Below are 17,091 nucleotides of genomic sequence, written 5' to 3' on the forward strand. Positions count from 1 at the left end.
CTTGGAAGCCTCTTTTTTTGTATCTTTGCCCGTGCAATGAAAAAGTATGTTGATGTCATATTACCCCTTCCACTTCCGAAGAGTTTCACTTACTCCCTGCCCGATGAAGGTGCGGAGGAAGTGCAGATAGGTTGTCGTGTGGTGGTACCTTTTGGAAGAAAGAAGTTCTATACAGCCATCGTTCGTAATGTGCATTATTGTGCTCCGACAGCATACGAGGTGAAAGAGATAAGCACTGTACTCGACACTTCGCCGATACTGCTACCTATACAATTTCGCTTTTGGGAGTGGTTGGCAAACTATTATCTTTGTACGCAGGGCGATGTGTATAAAGCTGCTCTACCCTCGGGGCTGAAATTGGAAAGCGAAACCATGGTCGAATATAATCCCGATTTTGAGGCAGACGCTCCCTTGACCGATCGCGAACAACAAATTCTCGACTTGTTGGCGCAAGAACCCGAACAATGTGTCACTAAACTCGAGAAGGAGAGTGGCATCAAGAATATTCTCAATGTTATTAAATCGCTCCTTGATAAAGGTGCTATTTTTGTGAAGGAAGAGTTGCGGCGCACCTATAAGCCCAAAACGGAGATACGTGTACGGCTTACCCCTTCGGCTGCCAATGAACGACGCATGCGTATGCTGTTTGATGAACTGGGGAGAGCACCCAAGCAATTGGCGCTGCTTATGAAATATGTAGAGCTGTCGGGAGTGCTCGGAGGAGATACTCCGAAAGAGGTCTCAAAGAAAGAACTTCTATTACGAGCCGATGCTTCTCCTTCCATATTTAACGGCTTGGTCGATAAAAAAGTCTTTGAGGTCTATCATCATGAAATAGGGCGATTAATGACTCAAACCGATGATGTGATGTCACTTCACCCGTTGAATGAGCATCAACAACAGGCTTATGAAGAGATTACCGAAAGTTTCCGCCATAAAAATGTTTGCCTGCTTCATGGGGTTACCTCCAGTGGGAAAACCGAGGTGTATATTCACCTCATTGAAGAGATGCTTCGGCAAGGCAAGCAAGTACTTTATCTATTGCCCGAAATAGCCCTTACCACTCAAATTACCGAGCGATTGAAGCGGGTGTTTGGTAGTCGGTTGGGTATTTATCATTCCAAGTTTCCCGATGCCGAGCGAGTCGAGATCTGGCAGAAGCAGTTGAGCGAAACCGGGTATGATATCATTCTGGGTGTTCGTTCTTCCATCTTTCTTCCCTTTCGCAACTTGGGGTTGGTTATTGTTGACGAAGAGCACGAGAATACCTACAAGCAGCAAGACCCTGCTCCCCGCTACCATGCACGCAATGCTGCCACTGTATTAGCTTCTATGTACGGAGCAAAAACATTATTGGGCACAGCTACTCCTTCGGTCGAAACCTGGCACAATGCTACAACCGGGAAATATGGCTTTGTACAGTTGAAAGAGCGATACAAAGAGATTCAAATGCCCGAAATCATCCCTGTCGATATTAAAGAATTGCATCGCAAGAAACGAATGGTGGGACCGTTCTCTCCATTATTGATGCAGTATATCCGTGAAGCACTCGATCAAAAAGAACAAGTGATTCTATTTCAAAACAGGCGCGGGTTTGCTCCCATGGTCGAGTGTCGTACATGTGGCTGGGTGCCCAAGTGCAAGAACTGCGATGTGAGTTTGACCTATCATAAAGGCATTAACCAACTCACTTGCCATTATTGTGGGTATACCTATCAATTACCCCGTTCGTGTCCGGCCTGCGAAGGAGTAGAGTTGGTGAATCGAGGCTTTGGCACGGAGAAGATTGAAGACGATATTAAAGTATTGTTTCCCGAAGCTTCTGTTGCCCGTATGGATTTAGACACCACACGTACCCGTTCGGCGTATGAGAAAATCATTGCTGACTTTGAACAAGGCAAAACCAATATTCTGATTGGTACGCAGATGGTTTCGAAAGGACTGGATTTTGATCACGTCAGTGTGGTTGGTATTCTCAATGCCGATACGATGATGAACTATCCCGATTTTCGTGCCTATGAACGCGCTTTTCAATTGATGGCACAGGTTTCCGGTCGTGCAGGGCGCAAGAATAAGCAAGGGAGAGTGGTGTTGCAAACAAAAAGCATCGATCATGAGATTATCCCTCAGGTAATCAATAATAATTACGAGCAGATGGTGAACGGACAGTTGGCGGAAAGGCAGATGTTTCACTATCCGCCCTACTACCGGCTGGTCTATGTCTATTTGAAGAATCGCAATGAAACATTGCTCGATGCCATGGCCGAGGCTATGGCCGAAAAGCTACGGGCGCTCTTTGGCAACCGGGTGTTAGGACCGGATAAGCCACCGGTAGCCCGGGTACAAACGCTATTTATTAAAAAAATTGTACTGAAGATAGAATACAACGCTCCTATGAGCAGAGCTCGCGAATTATTGCTGCGTGTACAACGCGAAATGATCGAGGACGAGCGTTTTAAATCTTTAATTGTTTACTACGATGTAGACCCCATGTAAGTGATATGAAATATAAAATTCTGTTTGTTTGTCTCGGCAATATTTGCCGTTCTTCTACTGCCGAAGGAGTGATGCTTGAGTTCATTCGGAAAGCCGGACGGGAAGATGAATTTGTTATTGATTCGGCGGGTATTCTTTCCTACCACCAAGGGGAGTTGCCCGATAGTCGTATGAGGGCTCATGCCAGTCGTCGCGGTTATCAATTGGTACATCGTTCGCGTCCCGTACGTACCGATGATTTTTACGATTTTGATCTGATTATCGGGATGGACGATCGAAATATAGACGACCTAAATGATCGTGCTCCCGGTCCGGAAGAGCAAAAGAAAATTCGTCGGATGACAGATTACTGTACCCGTATACCGGCCGATCACGTTCCCGATCCTTACTATGGAGGTTCCGAAGGGTTCGAGTACGTAATCGACATCTTGGAAGATGCTTGTGCCGGACTACTTACTTCTTTAACTCGGGATAGCTGATACGTGTGTGATACACCGTTTTGAGTTTCTCCTTAAATACCGATTTGATTGTTGAAATATCCTTGAAGGTAATGGGACACTCTCTGAAGTACCCTTCATCGACTTGCGAATCAATAATCTTATCGACTAGGTTGCTGATACTCTGCTCCGTATATTCGGGCAAGCTGCGGGAAGCAGCTTCAACCGAATCTGCCATCATCAAAATAGCCGTCTCGCGAGAAAATGGGTTAGGTCCCGGATACGTGAAGCGTTCTTCATCCGGTTCTTCGCCCGGGTGTTCGTTTTTCCATGAAATATAGAAAAACTTTGTTTTTCCTCTTCCGTGATGGGTACTGATGAAATCTTTAATGGCCGTCGGCAGGTTGTGCTTCTCGGCCAGCTTCAATCCATCTGTAACGTGGTTGATCACCACCTGCGCACTCTGTTCATAACTCAGGTTCTTGTGGGGATTGACACCACCCGACTGATTCTCGGTGAAGAATGCGGGATTCTCCATCTTGCCAATATCGTGATACAACGCTCCGGTACGCACCAATTGTGTTTTGGCACCAATGCGGATAGCCGCTTCGGCAGCTAGGTTGGCCACTTGCATGGAGTGCTGAAAAGTTCCCGGAACCGATTCGGACATTTTTCTCAATAAATCATTATTGATGTTGGATAATTCTACGAGTGTTACATTCGAAGTAAAACCAAATGCTTTCTCCAGTAAAAACAAGAGCGGATAAGCAAATAGCAGGAATACTCCATTCAGCGCAAAGTAGGTATACATGCGAATGTTCAGCTTGGATAAGTCGTTTTCGGTAATCAGTTCGAAAGCAAAATATACAGCTGCATAGGTGAGTATGACTAAGATTGCCGTACGGAAGAGTTGAGAGCGTTGCGACAACTCGCGTAGGCTAAAGATAGCTACCATTCCCGCTGCCAACTGTACTAATATAAATTCGTAAGGAAGACGTAAGGTGATGGAGCAGATTAAAACGGTGATCACATGCGTGAGGAAGGCTGTTCGAGAATCAAGAAACACCCGTATAATGATAGGTATCATCGCATAAGGAATAATATATACATTTAGTATATTATTAGTGATCATTAAAGAGGTGAGTACGCAATAAAATATGATGAGCATAAACAATAGGGATAAACTTCCTCTTCTTTTATAATAGTCTTTGCGAAACAGGTATAGGTATAAGATGAAAAAAAGAATCCAGATTCCTACATACAGAATCTGTCCGACCAATATGAGTTGTTGCTGCTCTATCGAATCACTGCGTTTGATAAACTCCTGGCGTAGTGATTCAAGAATACGATATGTTTCGGGTGTAATAATCTCTCCCCGATCAATGATCTTCTGTTTGGTTACCACCATTCCGTCAGACATCGAATAGCTGCTTAAAATGTCTTTTTTTGCTGCGTCGGTTCGTTCCTTGTCAAAGGTCAGGTTGGGGAGGATATAATCGTTCAGGGCACATTGGCGCAGAATGTCCCGTTTGTAATGTACCGTATCGTTTGATAATAGGTATTCGTATGCTTCCTTTACTGTAAACAAACTCTGTACTGTACGCGGATTGGCCAATTTGTCCTCAATGATCATCACCGATCGGGAGCTGTCTTTCTGTAGCAGGCTCATCTCGTCGGTCGATACAATGCCTGCGCTGTATATCTCCTTTAAGGTACGCTCGATATAGCGCAGGTAGTCGATGGAAGGAAGTATGTTTTTCATCCGATCCTGATGATTCTCCTTCAGTCGCCCGAGAACTTTCTTTTCGGTTTCTTTCTGCAATTGATAGTAGGGTTGAAACGAAGCCAACAAACTGTCTTGTTCGCGCTTGATGACCTTACTATCCTTATAGATAGGGAAATCGAATGTCGCGATGAGTTGTCCATACTTCCAGGGTTTGTTTACATCAAACTCATAATTGAACTTACCCTCTCGCGGTAGAAAATAGACGATGACGGCTACTGTTCCAACCAGCAATAAGGCTTTGTATAGTAAATCTTTGAGCGCTAAGCTCTTTTTGTTTTGGAGATGACTCATAACCTTTGAAATTTTTGCGAAAAGTACGAAAAAAAACAATAGTGTGGAAAAAAAGGCTTAATTTTGCTGCGATTTACCTATACTAACTCAAATTATGTCAGAAAGAAAAGTAAGAGTTCGCTTCGCTCCGAGTCCTACGGGAGCACTGCACATCGGTGGTGTACGCACCGCTTTGTATAATTATCTATTTGCTCGTCAACATGGCGGCGACATGATTTTTCGTATTGAAGATACCGATTCCAATCGTTTTGTTCCGGGCGCCGAAGAATATATTCTTGAGTCTTTTAAATGGCTTGGAATTCACTTTGACGAAGGTGTGAGCTTCGGAGGAGAATGTGGTCCTTATCGCCAGTCCGAACGTCGTGATATATATAAGAAATATGTGCAAGTGTTGTTGGAAAACGATAAAGCTTACATTGCTTTTGATACCCCTGAGGAGTTGGATGCCAAACGCACCGAGATTGCCAATTTTCAGTATGATGCTTCTACGCGCGGCATGATGCGCAACTCATTGACCTTATCGAAAGAAGAGGTTGATGCACTCATTGCTGCCGGACAACAATATGTAGTTCGCTTTAAAATTGAACCCAATGAAGATGTTTGTGTAAACGACCTCATTCGTGGCGAAGTGATTATCAACTCTTCTATTCTGGACGATAAAGTACTCTATAAGTCGGCTGACGAATTGCCTACCTATCACTTGGCAAACATCGTAGACGACCACCTGATGAACGTATCGCACGTCATTCGTGGCGAAGAGTGGTTGCCCTCGGCTCCCTTGCACGTATTGCTTTACCGTGCTTTTGGCTGGGAAGCCACTATGCCCGATTTCGCCCACCTACCTTTGTTGCTGAAGCCCGAAGGAAACGGTAAGCTGAGTAAGCGCGACGGTGATCGTCTGGGTTTCCCTGTTTTCCCGCTCGAGTGGCACGATCCTAAGACGGGTGAAGTCTCTTCGGGCTATCGCGAAGCCGGTTATCTGCCCGAAGCTGTGATCAACTTCTTGGCTCTGCTCGGATGGAATCCCGGTAACGACCAGGAGGTGATGTCGATGGACGAATTGATTCAGCTTTTTGACCTGCATCGTTGCAGCAAATCGGGTGCTAAGTTCGACTTTAAAAAAGGTATCTGGTTCAATCATCAATACATTCAGCAGAAATCAAACGAAGAGATTGCAGCACTCTTTATGCCGATTCTCAAAGAGCATGGTGTAGAAGCACCGATGGAGAAGGTGGTGACCGTAGTTGGCATGATGAAAGATCGCGTGAGCTTTGTCAGCGAACTATGGGACGTATGCAGTTTCTTTTTTGTTGCTCCGACCGAATACGATGAAAAAACGGCCAAAAAGCGCTGGAAAGAAGATTCGGCTCGTTGCATGACCGAGTTGGCCGAAGTATTGGCTGCTATTGACGATTTTAGCATCGAGGGACAAGAGAAGATTGTCATGGATTGGATTGCTGCCAAAGAGTACCATACCGGCAATATCATGAATGCTTTCCGCTTAACGCTTGTAGGCGAAGGCAAAGGCCCCCACATGTTCGATATCTCTTGGGTATTGGGCAAAGAAGAGACACTGGCACGTATCAAACGCGCTGTTGAAGTATTGAAATAATCAGTCCTATTATGCTTTATGACTTAGCAATAGTCCTTTACGACCTTGCGATACATTTGGCGGCTCCGTTTAGTCGCAAACCCCGGAAGATGATGAAAGGGCATTGGGTAGTATACGAGCTTCTTCGCCAACAGGTAGAGAAGGATGCTCGTTATATCTGGTTTCATGCCGCCTCTTTGGGCGAATTTGAGCAGGGACGTCCGTTAATTGAAAAAATTCGTTCGGAGTATCCGGATTATAAGATATTGCTTACTTTCTTCTCGCCTTCGGGCTACGAGGTGCGTAAAAATTATCGGGGAGCCGACATTGTTTGCTATTTGCCTTTCGACAAGCAGCGCAACGTGAAGAAGTTTCTCGATATAGCCAATCCTTGTATGGCATTCTTTATCAAATACGAGTTTTGGAAAAACTATCTGGATGAGTTGCACAAACGCCGCATTCCGGTATACAGCTTGTCGTCGATATTCCGACGCGATCAGGTTTTCTTTAAGTGGTATGGCGGTACGTATCGTCATGTGTTGCGCGATTTTGACCACCTGTTTGTACAGAATGAGGCTTCTAAACGCTACTTATCCAAAATTGGTATCACCCGTACTACAGTAGTGGGTGATACGCGCTTTGATCGTGTGTTGCAGATACGCGAAGAGGCGAAAGAGCTGCCCTTGGTCGAGAAGTTTAAAAATGACTCTCTCACATTTGTGGCAGGCAGTTCTTGGGGACCCGATGAAGATTTGTTTATCGAATACTTTAATAATCACCCCGAGATGAAATTGATTATTGCGCCACATGTGATTGATGAGAATCATTTGGTGGAGATTATCAGTAAGCTGAAACGCCCCTATGTGAGATATACGCGTGCCGGTGAGAAGAATGTACAGAAAGCGGATTGCCTTCTGATCGACTGCTTCGGCTTGCTCTCATCGATCTACCGTTATGGTGAGATCGCTTATGTAGGCGGAGGTTTTGGTACCGGTATTCACAATACGCTCGAAGCTGCTGTGTATGGTATTCCTGTTATCTTCGGACCGAAGTATCATAAGTTTATGGAAGCCATACAGTTGCTCGAAGCCAAAGCGGCTTACTCCATCAAAGATTATGCAGAGCTTGAAGCCTTGCTGGATAAGATGCTGACCGATGAGGCTTTTTTGAAAGAGACCGGAGCCAATGCCGGCTATTACGTGACCAGCAACGCCGGTGCTACGGATAAAGTGATGCGGATGATTAATTTCTGATCAACGTGTTCTAAAGCCATCCTTTCGGCGGCGGTGAGAAGCCGGAATGACGTATCGGTTGAGGCAAAGATGAAGTTGACAAATACACAAGTATAAAGCCTTGTAATTTTCGGGCTGACAACTATTAAAAGAGCGACCACGCAGATAATTATCTGCGTGGTCGCTCTTTTAAATAACTGAATATAAATAGTTTTATTCTCTTTTTAGCGAAGCTTTTATCATTGATAATTCTTCCAGTGTAAAAGAACTATTTTAACGCTCTGTTAAGTACGTACTCTTGGTAGCAATGAGTACGTACTTCTGCATACCAAAAGTACGTACTCCTGTATGGCAAGAGATTTCTTTTATTATTCTTTGTACCAACCGGCGTACATCAGGTAGTTATGTGCAATCTTCTCGTTAAGCTCTTTGGCTTGTGCCGGATCTACCTTTTTAATAAACTTGGCAGGAACGCCACCCCAGATACTACCGGGTTCTATTACCGTATGGCTCAACACTAGCGAACCTGCAGCAACAATGGCACCTTCGCCAATAACCGAATGATCGAGTAGGGTAGAACCCATGCCGATAAGGGCATAATCCTTGATCGTTGCTCCATGAATCGTTACATTATGCCCCACCGAAACATGATTGCCGATCTCCAATGTCGATTTCTCGTACAAGGTATGTAGTACACTGCCGTCTTGTATGTTCACTCCGTTTCCTATGCGAATGGAATTAACGTCTCCGCGCAATACAGTGCTGAACCAGATGCTGCAATCGCGACCCATTTTTACATCGCCAATGATGGCGGCATTATCTGCCAGAAAACAATTCTCTCCTATTTCCGGGGTAAATCCCCGTACTGATTTAATGATAGCCATGTACTTAAAGTTTAAATTTTTCTTGTGGCTTCTTTCAGCCAGTTCTTCTCTTCTTCACTGAGCGAGGGCGATAGCTTGTCGTATACCAACTGATGGTATTGGTTGAGCCATGCCACCTCTTCGTTCGTAAGCATCTCTTTGATAACTCCTTTCGTGCAGATGGGGCAAAGTGTGATAGTCTCGAACCGGAAGTACTCGCCAAACATTCCCTCCCGATCTTTGCAAACCAGTATCAGGTTCTCGATACGTATGCCGTGGCTACCGCTTTTGTATACGCCCGGCTCGTTGGAGGTGACCATGCCCGGTTGCAGTGTTACCGGATTCTCATTCATGCGAATGCTTTGCGGTCCTTCGTGTACGTTGAGGAAATGTCCCACGCCATGTCCCGTACCATGTAAATAATTCATTCCACGGTTCCATATCGGCATGCGTGCCAATACATCCAATTGCGCTCCACGTGTTCCGGCAGGAAACTTCGCCATACTCAAAGCGATATGCCCTTTCAAAACCAAGGTATAATCTGTTTTTTCCTCTTCGGTGAGTTCGCCTAAAGCGATGGTGCGGGTGATATCGGTTGTTCCGTCCATGTATTGTGCCCCCGAGTCGAGCAGCAAATACCCTTTGGGGCGCAATGTTGCATTGCTTTCCGTACTGGCCGAGTAGTGAATAATCGCCGCATGCTCTTTATACCCGGCTATGGTGTCGAAGCTCTCTCCCATGTACAATGGTTGCTCGGCGCGCAGCTCGTGTAGCTTAATATCGATACTTAATTCAGTTTCTTGCTCTGATGGCACTGCCTCTTCGAGCCACTTTAGAAACTTAACCAAAGCTACCCCGTCTTTCTGCATTGCATGGTGAATGCCTTGAATCTCTTGCTCGTTTCGGATAGCCTTCAATAAGGCTACGGGCGATTCGCCGCGGATAATCTTGCATTGGGCATTTATTGCCGAATATATGGAGTAGTTGGTTTTTGCCGGGTTCAACAATATGTTTCGGATATTCAATTTCGACAGATACTCTTCTGCCTCCGTATAGGGTTGAGTGCTGACGTGCTGTGAGTCAAGATAGGCACTGACTTCGGGCGATAGTTTTTCTTGTGAGATGAAATAGACAATATTGTTTTGCGTGATAAGAAGATAGCTGACGATTACCGGATTACAGTGTATGTCGTTTCCTCTCAGATTCAACGTCCACGCTATTTCGTCAAGTGCCGAGATGAATACTCCTTCGGCTCCCTTCTTCTTTAATTCACAACGGATAGTCTCAATTTTCTCTTTGCAACTCTTTCCTGCAAACTCCTGTTTGTAGATGTAGGCGGGTGCTTCGGGAATAGTCGGACGGTTCTTCCAAACCTCATCAATCAGGTTGGCTTGGGTATTTAGTTGTAAGCCGGCCGCTTCCAGCTCTTCTTTTAGTTGCTCAACTTGCTGAACCGAAAACATCTTTCCGTCGATGCCAACCGTTTCTCCGGGAGTAAGATTCTGACAGAGGAACGTGCTGATATCGGGTGTCTCGGGTAGCATCTCCTTATATAAAGTAATACCGGTATCCGCTAGCTGCTCGGCAGCTTGAAGGAAATAACGAGAGTCGGTCCATAAGCCTGCTTCATCCTTTAAAATGACTGCGGTACCGGCCGAACCGGTAAATCCTGTTATCCATTCACGTGATTTCCAATGGGGAGCCACATACTCACTCAAATGAGGATCAGTACTGGGTATAATAAATGCATCGATATGCGATGGGGCGAATGCCATTCGCAGCGAGTGTACTCGTTCGCTAATTGTTTGCTTCATCATTAAATGTGTATTAGTAAGTTTCCCCCAAAGATAGCGACTTTTTATAAAATAGTGTTCGGAACCGAAAAATTATACGCATCGAGAGTACTCTTGTGCACTGATTTTGAGAAATAATTGCCGAAAGTTTTGTGAATAAAGAAAGTATGTGTAATTTTGCGGCGCAATTTAACTGCAGAATTTAAAACCATAACATATTTAATAATAACAAAATGATTGTAGTACCTGTAAAAGAAGGCGAAAACATCGAAAAAGCGCTGAAGAAGTTTAAAAGAAAATTTGAGAAAACTGGTATCGTTAAAGAACTTAGACGTAGACAACAGTTTGACAAACCGTCTGTAACTAACAGACTTAAGAAAGAACGCGCAGTTTATGTGCAACAACTTCAGCAAGTAGAAGATTAATAATTCGTAATTTCCTTTGAATTATTGAATTCTTTTCATACATTCGTTGCGTAATTATAGATGCGGCGATATTATGTTAACAGATTCTTTTCTTGATTATCTCCGGTATGAGCGGAACTACTCTGATAAGACCGTAAGGGCTTATGGTGAGGATATAGCGCAATTGCAGGAGTTCATGAAAGAAGAGATGGGAGAGTCTGATTTGTTGAGGGTAGACCCCGATCTTATTCGCGAATGGATTGTTTCATTAATGGATAAGGGGTATACTTCAACTTCGGTTAATCGGAAGCTGAGTTCGCTCCGGTCATTTTATAAATATCTTTTAAAACAAGGTAAGATTATTGTGGATCCGCTACGTAAAATAGTAGGTCCGAAGAACAAAAAGTCTCTTCCTTCGTTTCTCAAAGAGGCAGATATGAATCGACTATTGGATGATACGGATTTTGGCGAAGGGTTTAAAGGTTGTCGGGATCGTTTGATTATCGAAATGTTTTATGCCACCGGCATGCGGCGTTCGGAATTGATCGGGCTTGATGATAAAGATATAGATTTCTCGGCATCTCTGCTCAAAGTGACAGGAAAAAGGAATAAGCAGCGTTTGATACCTTTCGGCGAAGAGTTGGAGGTGCGAATGCGCGAATATGTTAATGTAAGAAACGAAGTGGTTCCTGGTCGATCGGATGCGTTTTTCGTAAGAGAAAGCGGCAAGCGATTTCAGCCCACGCAAATCTATAATTTGGTGAAACGAAACCTGTCAAAGGTAGTGACGTTGAAAAAGAGAAGTCCTCATGTGCTTCGGCACACATTTGCCACAACGATGCTGAATAATGAGGCAACGCTTGGGGCGGTTAAGGAGCTTCTGGGTCACACGAGTCTGGCGACTACGGAGATCTACACGCATACTACTTTTGAAGAACTTAAAAAAGTATATAAACAAGCCCATCCGAGGGCTTAAAAAAGGAGGTAAGTATGGATCTTAGAATTCAATCAATTCACTTTGATGCAACAGAACAATTGCAAGCTTTCATTCAAAAGAAAGTGTCTAAGTTAGAAAAGTATTACGAAGATATACAGAAAGTAGAGGTGTCATTAAAGGTTGTGAAGCCAGAAACAGCAGAGAATAAAGAAGCTGGAGTAAAAGTGCTTATTCCGAATGGTGAGTTTTATGCCAATAAGATTTGCGATTCGTTTGAGCAAGCAGTGGACGAAAGCGTCGAGGCTCTCGAAAAACAGCTGGTTAAACATAAGGAAAAACAACGTATTAAATAAAAAGTTCGCAAAAGTTTTGCGGGAAAGAAATAAATCACTAAATTTGCAGCCGTTTCGCTCGCATTAGAACGTTGCGGTTGCATTTTTTCAGTAAACCGCCTCTTTAGCTCAGCTGGCCAGAGCACGTGATTTGTAATCTCGGGGTCGTTGGTTCGAATCCGACAAGAGGCTCAAAGCGAATTTAGATAGACTAAGGTGTCTTGGTTATTCAAGTTCGAAATGTGAAAGAAAGAGAGATGTTTGTTGGTTGTTGCCAACTTGCGAATGTCGATCAAATATGGGGGCAAATTCCAGAGTGGCCAAATGGGACTGACTGTAACTCAGTTGTCTTTCGACTTCGGAGGTTCGAATCCTTCTTTGCCCACAAAGAAAAAGAGTAATAGCGTAAAAAGCTTTGGCGAGATTGCGGAAGTAGCTCAGTTGATAGAGCATTAGCCTTCCAAGCTGAGGGTCGCGGGTTTGAGCCCCGTCTTCCGCTCTTTTTTCTCTCGCTGTTATAGCTCAGTGGTAGAGCACTTCCTTGGTAAGGAAGAGGTCCCGGGTTCAAGTCCCGGTAACAGCTCATACGAAAGTGTAAATGCTGATTATTAATCAAATAATAAATAACAAGTAAAGCTATGGCTAAAGAGAAATTCAATCGTGACAAACCGCACGTAAACATTGGAACAATTGGTCACGTAGACCACGGTAAGACAACTTTGACTGCTGCTATCACTACGGTATTGGCGAAAAAAGGTCTTTCAGAAATGCGTTCTTTCGATTCAATCGACAACGCTCCTGAAGAAAAGGAAAGAGGTATTACTATTAATACTTCACACGTTGAGTATCAGACTGCTAACCGTCACTATGCACACGTAGACTGTCCGGGTCACGCCGACTACGTTAAGAACATGGTAACTGGTGCTGCTCAGATGGATGGTGCTATCATCGTAGTTGCTGCTACAGATGGTCCTATGCCTCAGACTCGCGAGCACATCCTGTTGGCTCGTCAGGTAAACGTACCTAAGTTGGTTGTTTTCATGAACAAGTGTGACATGGTTGAAGATGAAGAAATGTTGGAACTTGTTGAAATGGAGATGAGAGAACTTCTTTCATTCTACGATTTCGACGGCGACAATACTCCTATCATCCAGGGTTCTGCTCTTGGTGGCTTGAATGGTGTAGAGAAATGGGAAGATAAGATCATGGAGCTTATGGAAGCTGTTGATACTTGGATTCCACTTCCTCCCCGTGATGTTGATAAACCTTTCTTGATGCCTGTTGAGGATGTATTCTCAATCACAGGTCGTGGTACTGTAGCTACAGGCCGTATCGAAGCTGGTATCATCAAGGTAGGTGAAGAAGTTCAAATCCTTGGTTTGGGTGAAGATAAGAAGTCAGTTGTAACTGGCGTTGAAATGTTCCGCAAACTTCTTGATACAGGTGAAGCTGGTGACAACGTTGGTTTGTTGCTTCGTGGTGTTGCTAAGGAAGAGATCAAACGTGGTATGGTACTTTGCCACCCAGGTCAGATCAAACCTCACACTACTTTCAAGGCTGAGGTTTATATCTTGAAGAAAGAAGAAGGTGGACGTCACACTCCATTCCACAACAAATACCGTCCTCAATTCTACTTGCGTACAATGGACTGTACAGGTGAGATCACACTTCCTGAAGGAACTGAGATGGTAATGCCTGGTGATAACGTAACAATCACTGTAGAATTGATTTACCCAGTAGCATTGAACGTAGGTCTTCGTTTCGCTATCCGCGAAGGTGGACGTACAGTAGGTGCAGGTCAAATCACAGAAATTCTGTAAGATATACCAATAATAAAGTCAGTTCCCGATGACCTTTCATCGGGAACTGATTATATCCACGGGAGTAGCTCAGTTGGTAGAGCACCGGTCTCCAAAACCGGGTGTCGGGAGTTCGAGCCTCTCCTCCCGTGCTAATATTTTTGAAATGAAAAAAGTAGTAGCTTATTTTAAGGAATCTTACGACGAACTTGTTCATAAAGTATCGTGGCCTACGTATGCTGAACTAACCAACAGTGCAGTAGTTGTTTTATATGCTTCCCTGCTTATTGCATTGGTGGTGTTTGCGATGGACTTCTGTTTCCAACACCTAATGGAATTTATTTACCCACATTAAACAAGAGGATTTTAAATGTCTGAGATTGAAAAGAAATGGTACGTTCTGCGTGCTATTAGCGGAAAAGAAGCTAAGGTTAGAGAATATCTTGAAGCTGATATAAAAAACAGCGACCTTGGTGAATATGTGTCTCAGGTATTGATTCCAACCGAAAAGGTATATCAGGTTCGCAACGGAAAAAAAGTTGTGAAGGAGAGAAGTTATCTTCCTGGTTACGTTTTGGTGGAGGCGGCTCTTGTTGGTGAGGTGTCTCATCATTTGAGAAATACTCCAAATGTGATTGGGTTTTTAGGCGGCTCCGATAAACCGGTGCCTCTTAGACAATCAGAAGTGAATCGGATACTTGGGTCAGTGGATGAACTACAAGAAGGTGGTGGCGAAGATATGTCGACTCCATATATTGTAGGTGAAACTGTCAAAGTTACTTTTGGACCTTTTAGCGGATTCAGTGGTCTCATTGAAGAAGTGAATAATGAAAAAAAGAAACTGAAGGTCATGGTGAAGATATTCGGGCGCAAAACGCCGCTTGAATTAGGCTTTATGCAAGTGGAAAAGGAATAGTACAGGTGTTACGCTGTGGTATTCTTCATTAATTTTTATATATAAATTTTTATAACAATGGCTAAAGAAGTTGCTGGACTAATCAAATTACAGATTAAAGGAGGCGCGGCAAACCCATCACCTCCCGTTGGACCTGCTTTGGGTTCGAAGGGAATCAATATCATGGAGTTTTGCAAACAATTCAACGCCAGAACCCAGGACAAAGCAGGTAAGATTTTGCCTGTTATCATTACTTACTACGCAGATAAGTCTTTCGATTTTGTAATCAAGACTCCTCCCGTTGCTATCCAATTGCTTGAGGTAGCTAAGGTAAAGAGTGGTTCTGCTGAGCCTAACCGTAAGAAGGTTGCCGAGTTATCTTGGGAACAGATTCGTACGATTGCTCAGGACAAAATGGTTGACTTGAACTGTTTTACTGTGGAAGCTGCCATGACAATGGTTGCAGGTACGGCTAGAAGTATGGGTATCGCTGTAAAAGGGGAGTTCCCGGTTAATAATTAATAAACTTCAATTGTAATGGGTAAACTGACAAAAAATCAAAAGTTAGCTGCAGAGAAAATTGAAGCAGGGAAAGCATACTCACTGAAAGAGGCTGCATCTTTGGTAAAGGAAATCACCTTTACTAAGTTTGATGCTTCATTAGATATTGATGTACGTTTAGGTGTTGATCCACGTAAGGCGAACCAAATGGTGAGAGGTGTTGTATCACTTCCTCATGGAACTGGTAAAGAAGTACGTGTATTGGTATTATGTACACCGGATGCTGAAGCTGCTGCAAAAGAAGCTGGTGCTGATTATGTAGGTCTGGACGAATATATCGACAAGATCAAAGGTGGATGGACTGATATTGATGTAATTATCACTATGCCATCTATTATGGGTAAAATTGGTGCACTCGGACGTGTGCTCGGTCCTCGCGGATTGATGCCTAACCCGAAGAGTGGTACTGTGACTATGGATGTTGCTAAAGCTGTAAGAGAAGTAAAACAAGGCAAGATCGACTTTAAGGTTGATAAGAGCGGTATTGTTCATACTTCAATTGGTAAAGTATCATTCACTGTAGACCAGATTCGCGACAATGCGAAAGAGTTTATGGCTACCTTGAATAAACTGAAACCGACTGCGGCTAAGGGTGCATATATTAAGAGTATTTATCTTTCCAGCACGATGAGTGCAGGTGTCAAAATTGACCCGAAAACAATAGAGGAAATCTAATAAAACGGAGTAACAATGAGAAAGGAAGATAAAAATACGATTATTGGGCAGCTTGCTGCTACAGTACAGGAATACAGTCATTTCTACTTGGTTGATACAACAGCGATGAACGCTGCTAAAACCAGCGACTTGAGAAGAGAATGTTATAAAGCTGACATCAAATTGATGGTAGTGAAAAACTCTCTGCTTCACAAGGCTTTGGAAACCCTTGAAAACGACTATTCTCCTATTTACGGATCTTTGAAAGGCACCACTGCCGTTATGTTCAGCAACGTTGCTAACGCACCTGCTAAACTGATCAAAGATAAAGCGAAGGATGGTATTCCGGGACTGAAAGCTGCATATGCAGAAGAAAGTTTCTATGTTGGTGCAGACCAATTGGATGCCCTTGTAGCTATCAAGAGTAAAAATGAAGTTATTGCCGACGTTATTGCTTTGTTGCAATCACCCGCCAAGAACGTTATTTCAGCTCTTCAATCAGGTGGAAACACCCTTCACGGAGTACTCAAAACTCTGGGTGAAAGATAATTATAACACTTATTTATTAGTAAATTAAACATTAAAATCATACAAAAATGGCAGATTTGAAAGCTTTTGCAGAACAATTAGTTAACTTGACAGTAAAAGAAGTTAATGAACTTGCAACTATCCTTAAAGACGAATATGGTATTGAACCTGCTGCTGCAGCTGTAGCTGTAGCTGCTGCTGGCCCTGCAGCTGCTGCTGCTGAAGAGAAATCTTCTTTCGACGTAGTGTTGAAGAGCGCTGGCGCTGCTAAACTTCAGGTTGTTAAAGCCGTGAAAGAAGCTTGTGGTCTTGGTTTGAAAGAAGCTAAGGACATGGTAGACGGTGCACCTAGCGTAGTAAAAGAAGGTTTGGCTAAAGACGAAGCAGAATCATTGAAGAAAACATTGGAAGAAGCTGGAGCTGAAGTTGAGCTTAAATAACATTAGCCTGGTAATCAGGTGATTCGGTTAAGAATCCTTCGCAAGAGGATTC

The 17,091-nt window shown here is 43.7% G+C and carries 17 protein-coding genes and 5 tRNA genes; 19 read left to right on the forward strand and 3 right to left on the reverse strand.

From position 1 onward, the window contains the following. Positions 1 to 36: 36 nt before the first annotated feature. On the forward strand, positions 37 to 2,496 hold the full coding sequence (gene priA, locus TY03_RS01780) for a replication restart helicase PriA (protein WP_042366796.1): 2,460 nt from the start codon (positions 37 to 39) through the stop codon (positions 2,494 to 2,496). Positions 2,497 to 2,501: 5 nt separating this feature from the next. Next, the gene (locus TY03_RS01785; RefSeq protein WP_042366799.1) at positions 2,502 to 2,975 is read left to right on the forward strand and encodes a low molecular weight protein-tyrosine-phosphatase; all 474 of its coding nucleotides are present in this window, start codon (positions 2,502 to 2,504) and stop codon (positions 2,973 to 2,975) included. Here TY03_RS01785 and TY03_RS01790 read toward each other — a convergent pair. Further along, positions 2,950 to 5,010 carry an HD family phosphohydrolase gene (locus tag TY03_RS01790; protein WP_042366802.1) on the reverse strand — a complete coding sequence of 687 codons (2,061 nt, stop codon included), beginning with the start codon at positions 5,008 to 5,010 and terminating at the stop codon, positions 2,950 to 2,952. The genes TY03_RS01785 and TY03_RS01790 overlap by 26 nt on opposite strands. 94 nt (positions 5,011 to 5,104) lie before the next feature. Between TY03_RS01790 and gltX the strand changes: the two genes are divergently transcribed. Together gltX and TY03_RS01800 are read left to right on the forward strand one after the other, a co-directional pair. Beyond that, positions 5,105 to 6,622 carry a glutamate--tRNA ligase gene (gene gltX / locus TY03_RS01795; RefSeq protein ID WP_042366805.1) on the forward strand — a complete coding sequence of 506 codons (1,518 nt, stop codon included), beginning with the start codon at positions 5,105 to 5,107 and terminating at the stop codon, positions 6,620 to 6,622. An 11-nt stretch (positions 6,623 to 6,633) separates the two neighbouring features. Next, positions 6,634 to 7,854 carry a 3-deoxy-D-manno-octulosonic acid transferase gene (locus tag TY03_RS01800; RefSeq protein ID WP_042366806.1) on the forward strand — a complete coding sequence of 407 codons (1,221 nt, stop codon included), beginning with the start codon at positions 6,634 to 6,636 and terminating at the stop codon, positions 7,852 to 7,854. A 347-nt stretch (positions 7,855 to 8,201) separates the two neighbouring features. Here TY03_RS01800 and TY03_RS01805 read toward each other — a convergent pair whose 3' ends face one another. After that, positions 8,202 to 8,717 carry a gamma carbonic anhydrase family protein gene (locus TY03_RS01805; RefSeq protein ID WP_042366808.1) on the reverse strand — a complete coding sequence of 172 codons (516 nt, stop codon included), beginning with the start codon at positions 8,715 to 8,717 and terminating at the stop codon, positions 8,202 to 8,204. 11 nt (positions 8,718 to 8,728) lie between these two features. Beyond that, on the reverse strand, positions 8,729 to 10,510 hold the full coding sequence (locus tag TY03_RS01810; protein WP_042367284.1) for an aminopeptidase P family protein: 1,782 nt from the start codon (positions 10,508 to 10,510) through the stop codon (positions 8,729 to 8,731). A gap of 212 nt (positions 10,511 to 10,722) precedes the next feature. Between TY03_RS01810 and rpsU the strand changes: the two genes are divergently transcribed. From rpsU to rplL, 15 genes are all read left to right on the forward strand, one after another. Then, positions 10,723 to 10,914: a 30S ribosomal protein S21 gene (gene rpsU, locus TY03_RS01815; RefSeq protein WP_042366811.1), complete on the forward strand. Its 192-nt coding sequence runs from the start codon at positions 10,723 to 10,725 to the stop codon at positions 10,912 to 10,914. A gap of 73 nt (positions 10,915 to 10,987) precedes the next feature. Continuing rightward, positions 10,988 to 11,869, forward strand: coding sequence for a tyrosine recombinase XerC (gene xerC / locus TY03_RS01820; RefSeq protein WP_042366813.1), 882 nt, complete (start codon positions 10,988 to 10,990; stop codon positions 11,867 to 11,869). A gap of 14 nt (positions 11,870 to 11,883) precedes the next feature. Continuing rightward, positions 11,884 to 12,183 carry a ribosome hibernation-promoting factor, HPF/YfiA family gene (gene hpf / locus TY03_RS01825; protein ID WP_042366815.1) on the forward strand — a complete coding sequence of 100 codons (300 nt, stop codon included), beginning with the start codon at positions 11,884 to 11,886 and terminating at the stop codon, positions 12,181 to 12,183. 97 nt (positions 12,184 to 12,280) lie between these two features. Beyond that, positions 12,281 to 12,354 (forward strand) — tRNA-Thr (locus TY03_RS01830). A gap of 110 nt (positions 12,355 to 12,464) precedes the next feature. Continuing rightward, positions 12,465 to 12,547, forward strand: a tRNA-Tyr gene (locus TY03_RS01835). Positions 12,548 to 12,588: 41 nt separating this feature from the next. Beyond that, positions 12,589 to 12,661 (forward strand) — tRNA-Gly (locus TY03_RS01840). 12 nt (positions 12,662 to 12,673) lie between these two features. Then, positions 12,674 to 12,745 (forward strand) — tRNA-Thr (locus TY03_RS01845). Positions 12,746 to 12,800: 55 nt separating this feature from the next. After that, positions 12,801 to 13,982 carry an elongation factor Tu gene (gene tuf, locus TY03_RS01850; RefSeq protein WP_042366817.1) on the forward strand — a complete coding sequence of 394 codons (1,182 nt, stop codon included), beginning with the start codon at positions 12,801 to 12,803 and terminating at the stop codon, positions 13,980 to 13,982. A gap of 58 nt (positions 13,983 to 14,040) precedes the next feature. Next, positions 14,041 to 14,113 (forward strand) — tRNA-Trp (locus tag TY03_RS01855). Positions 14,114 to 14,127: 14 nt separating this feature from the next. Further along, positions 14,128 to 14,316: a preprotein translocase subunit SecE gene (secE, locus tag TY03_RS01860; protein ID WP_042366819.1), complete on the forward strand. Its 189-nt coding sequence runs from the start codon at positions 14,128 to 14,130 to the stop codon at positions 14,314 to 14,316. A gap of 15 nt (positions 14,317 to 14,331) precedes the next feature. Further along, positions 14,332 to 14,877: a transcription termination/antitermination protein NusG gene (gene nusG / locus TY03_RS01865; RefSeq protein WP_042366821.1), complete on the forward strand. Its 546-nt coding sequence runs from the start codon at positions 14,332 to 14,334 to the stop codon at positions 14,875 to 14,877. A gap of 57 nt (positions 14,878 to 14,934) precedes the next feature. Continuing rightward, entirely contained in the window at positions 14,935 to 15,378 is a 444-nt protein-coding gene (rplK, locus tag TY03_RS01870) for a 50S ribosomal protein L11 (RefSeq protein ID WP_042366824.1), read from the forward strand. Positions 15,379 to 15,393: 15 nt separating this feature from the next. After that, positions 15,394 to 16,092, forward strand: coding sequence for a 50S ribosomal protein L1 (rplA, locus tag TY03_RS01875; RefSeq protein ID WP_042366826.1), 699 nt, complete (start codon positions 15,394 to 15,396; stop codon positions 16,090 to 16,092). A gap of 15 nt (positions 16,093 to 16,107) precedes the next feature. Continuing rightward, positions 16,108 to 16,620, forward strand: coding sequence for a 50S ribosomal protein L10 (gene rplJ / locus TY03_RS01880; RefSeq protein WP_042366828.1), 513 nt, complete (start codon positions 16,108 to 16,110; stop codon positions 16,618 to 16,620). A gap of 47 nt (positions 16,621 to 16,667) precedes the next feature. Further along, positions 16,668 to 17,039 (forward strand): 50S ribosomal protein L7/L12, encoded by a 372-nt coding sequence (gene rplL, locus TY03_RS01885; RefSeq protein WP_042366830.1) that lies wholly within the window; start codon positions 16,668 to 16,670, stop codon positions 17,037 to 17,039. Positions 17,040 to 17,091 lie beyond the last annotated feature (52 nt).

Source organism: Bacteroides neonati (assembly GCF_000499785.1).
Classification (GTDB): domain Bacteria; phylum Bacteroidota; class Bacteroidia; order Bacteroidales; family Bacteroidaceae; genus Bacteroides; species Bacteroides neonati.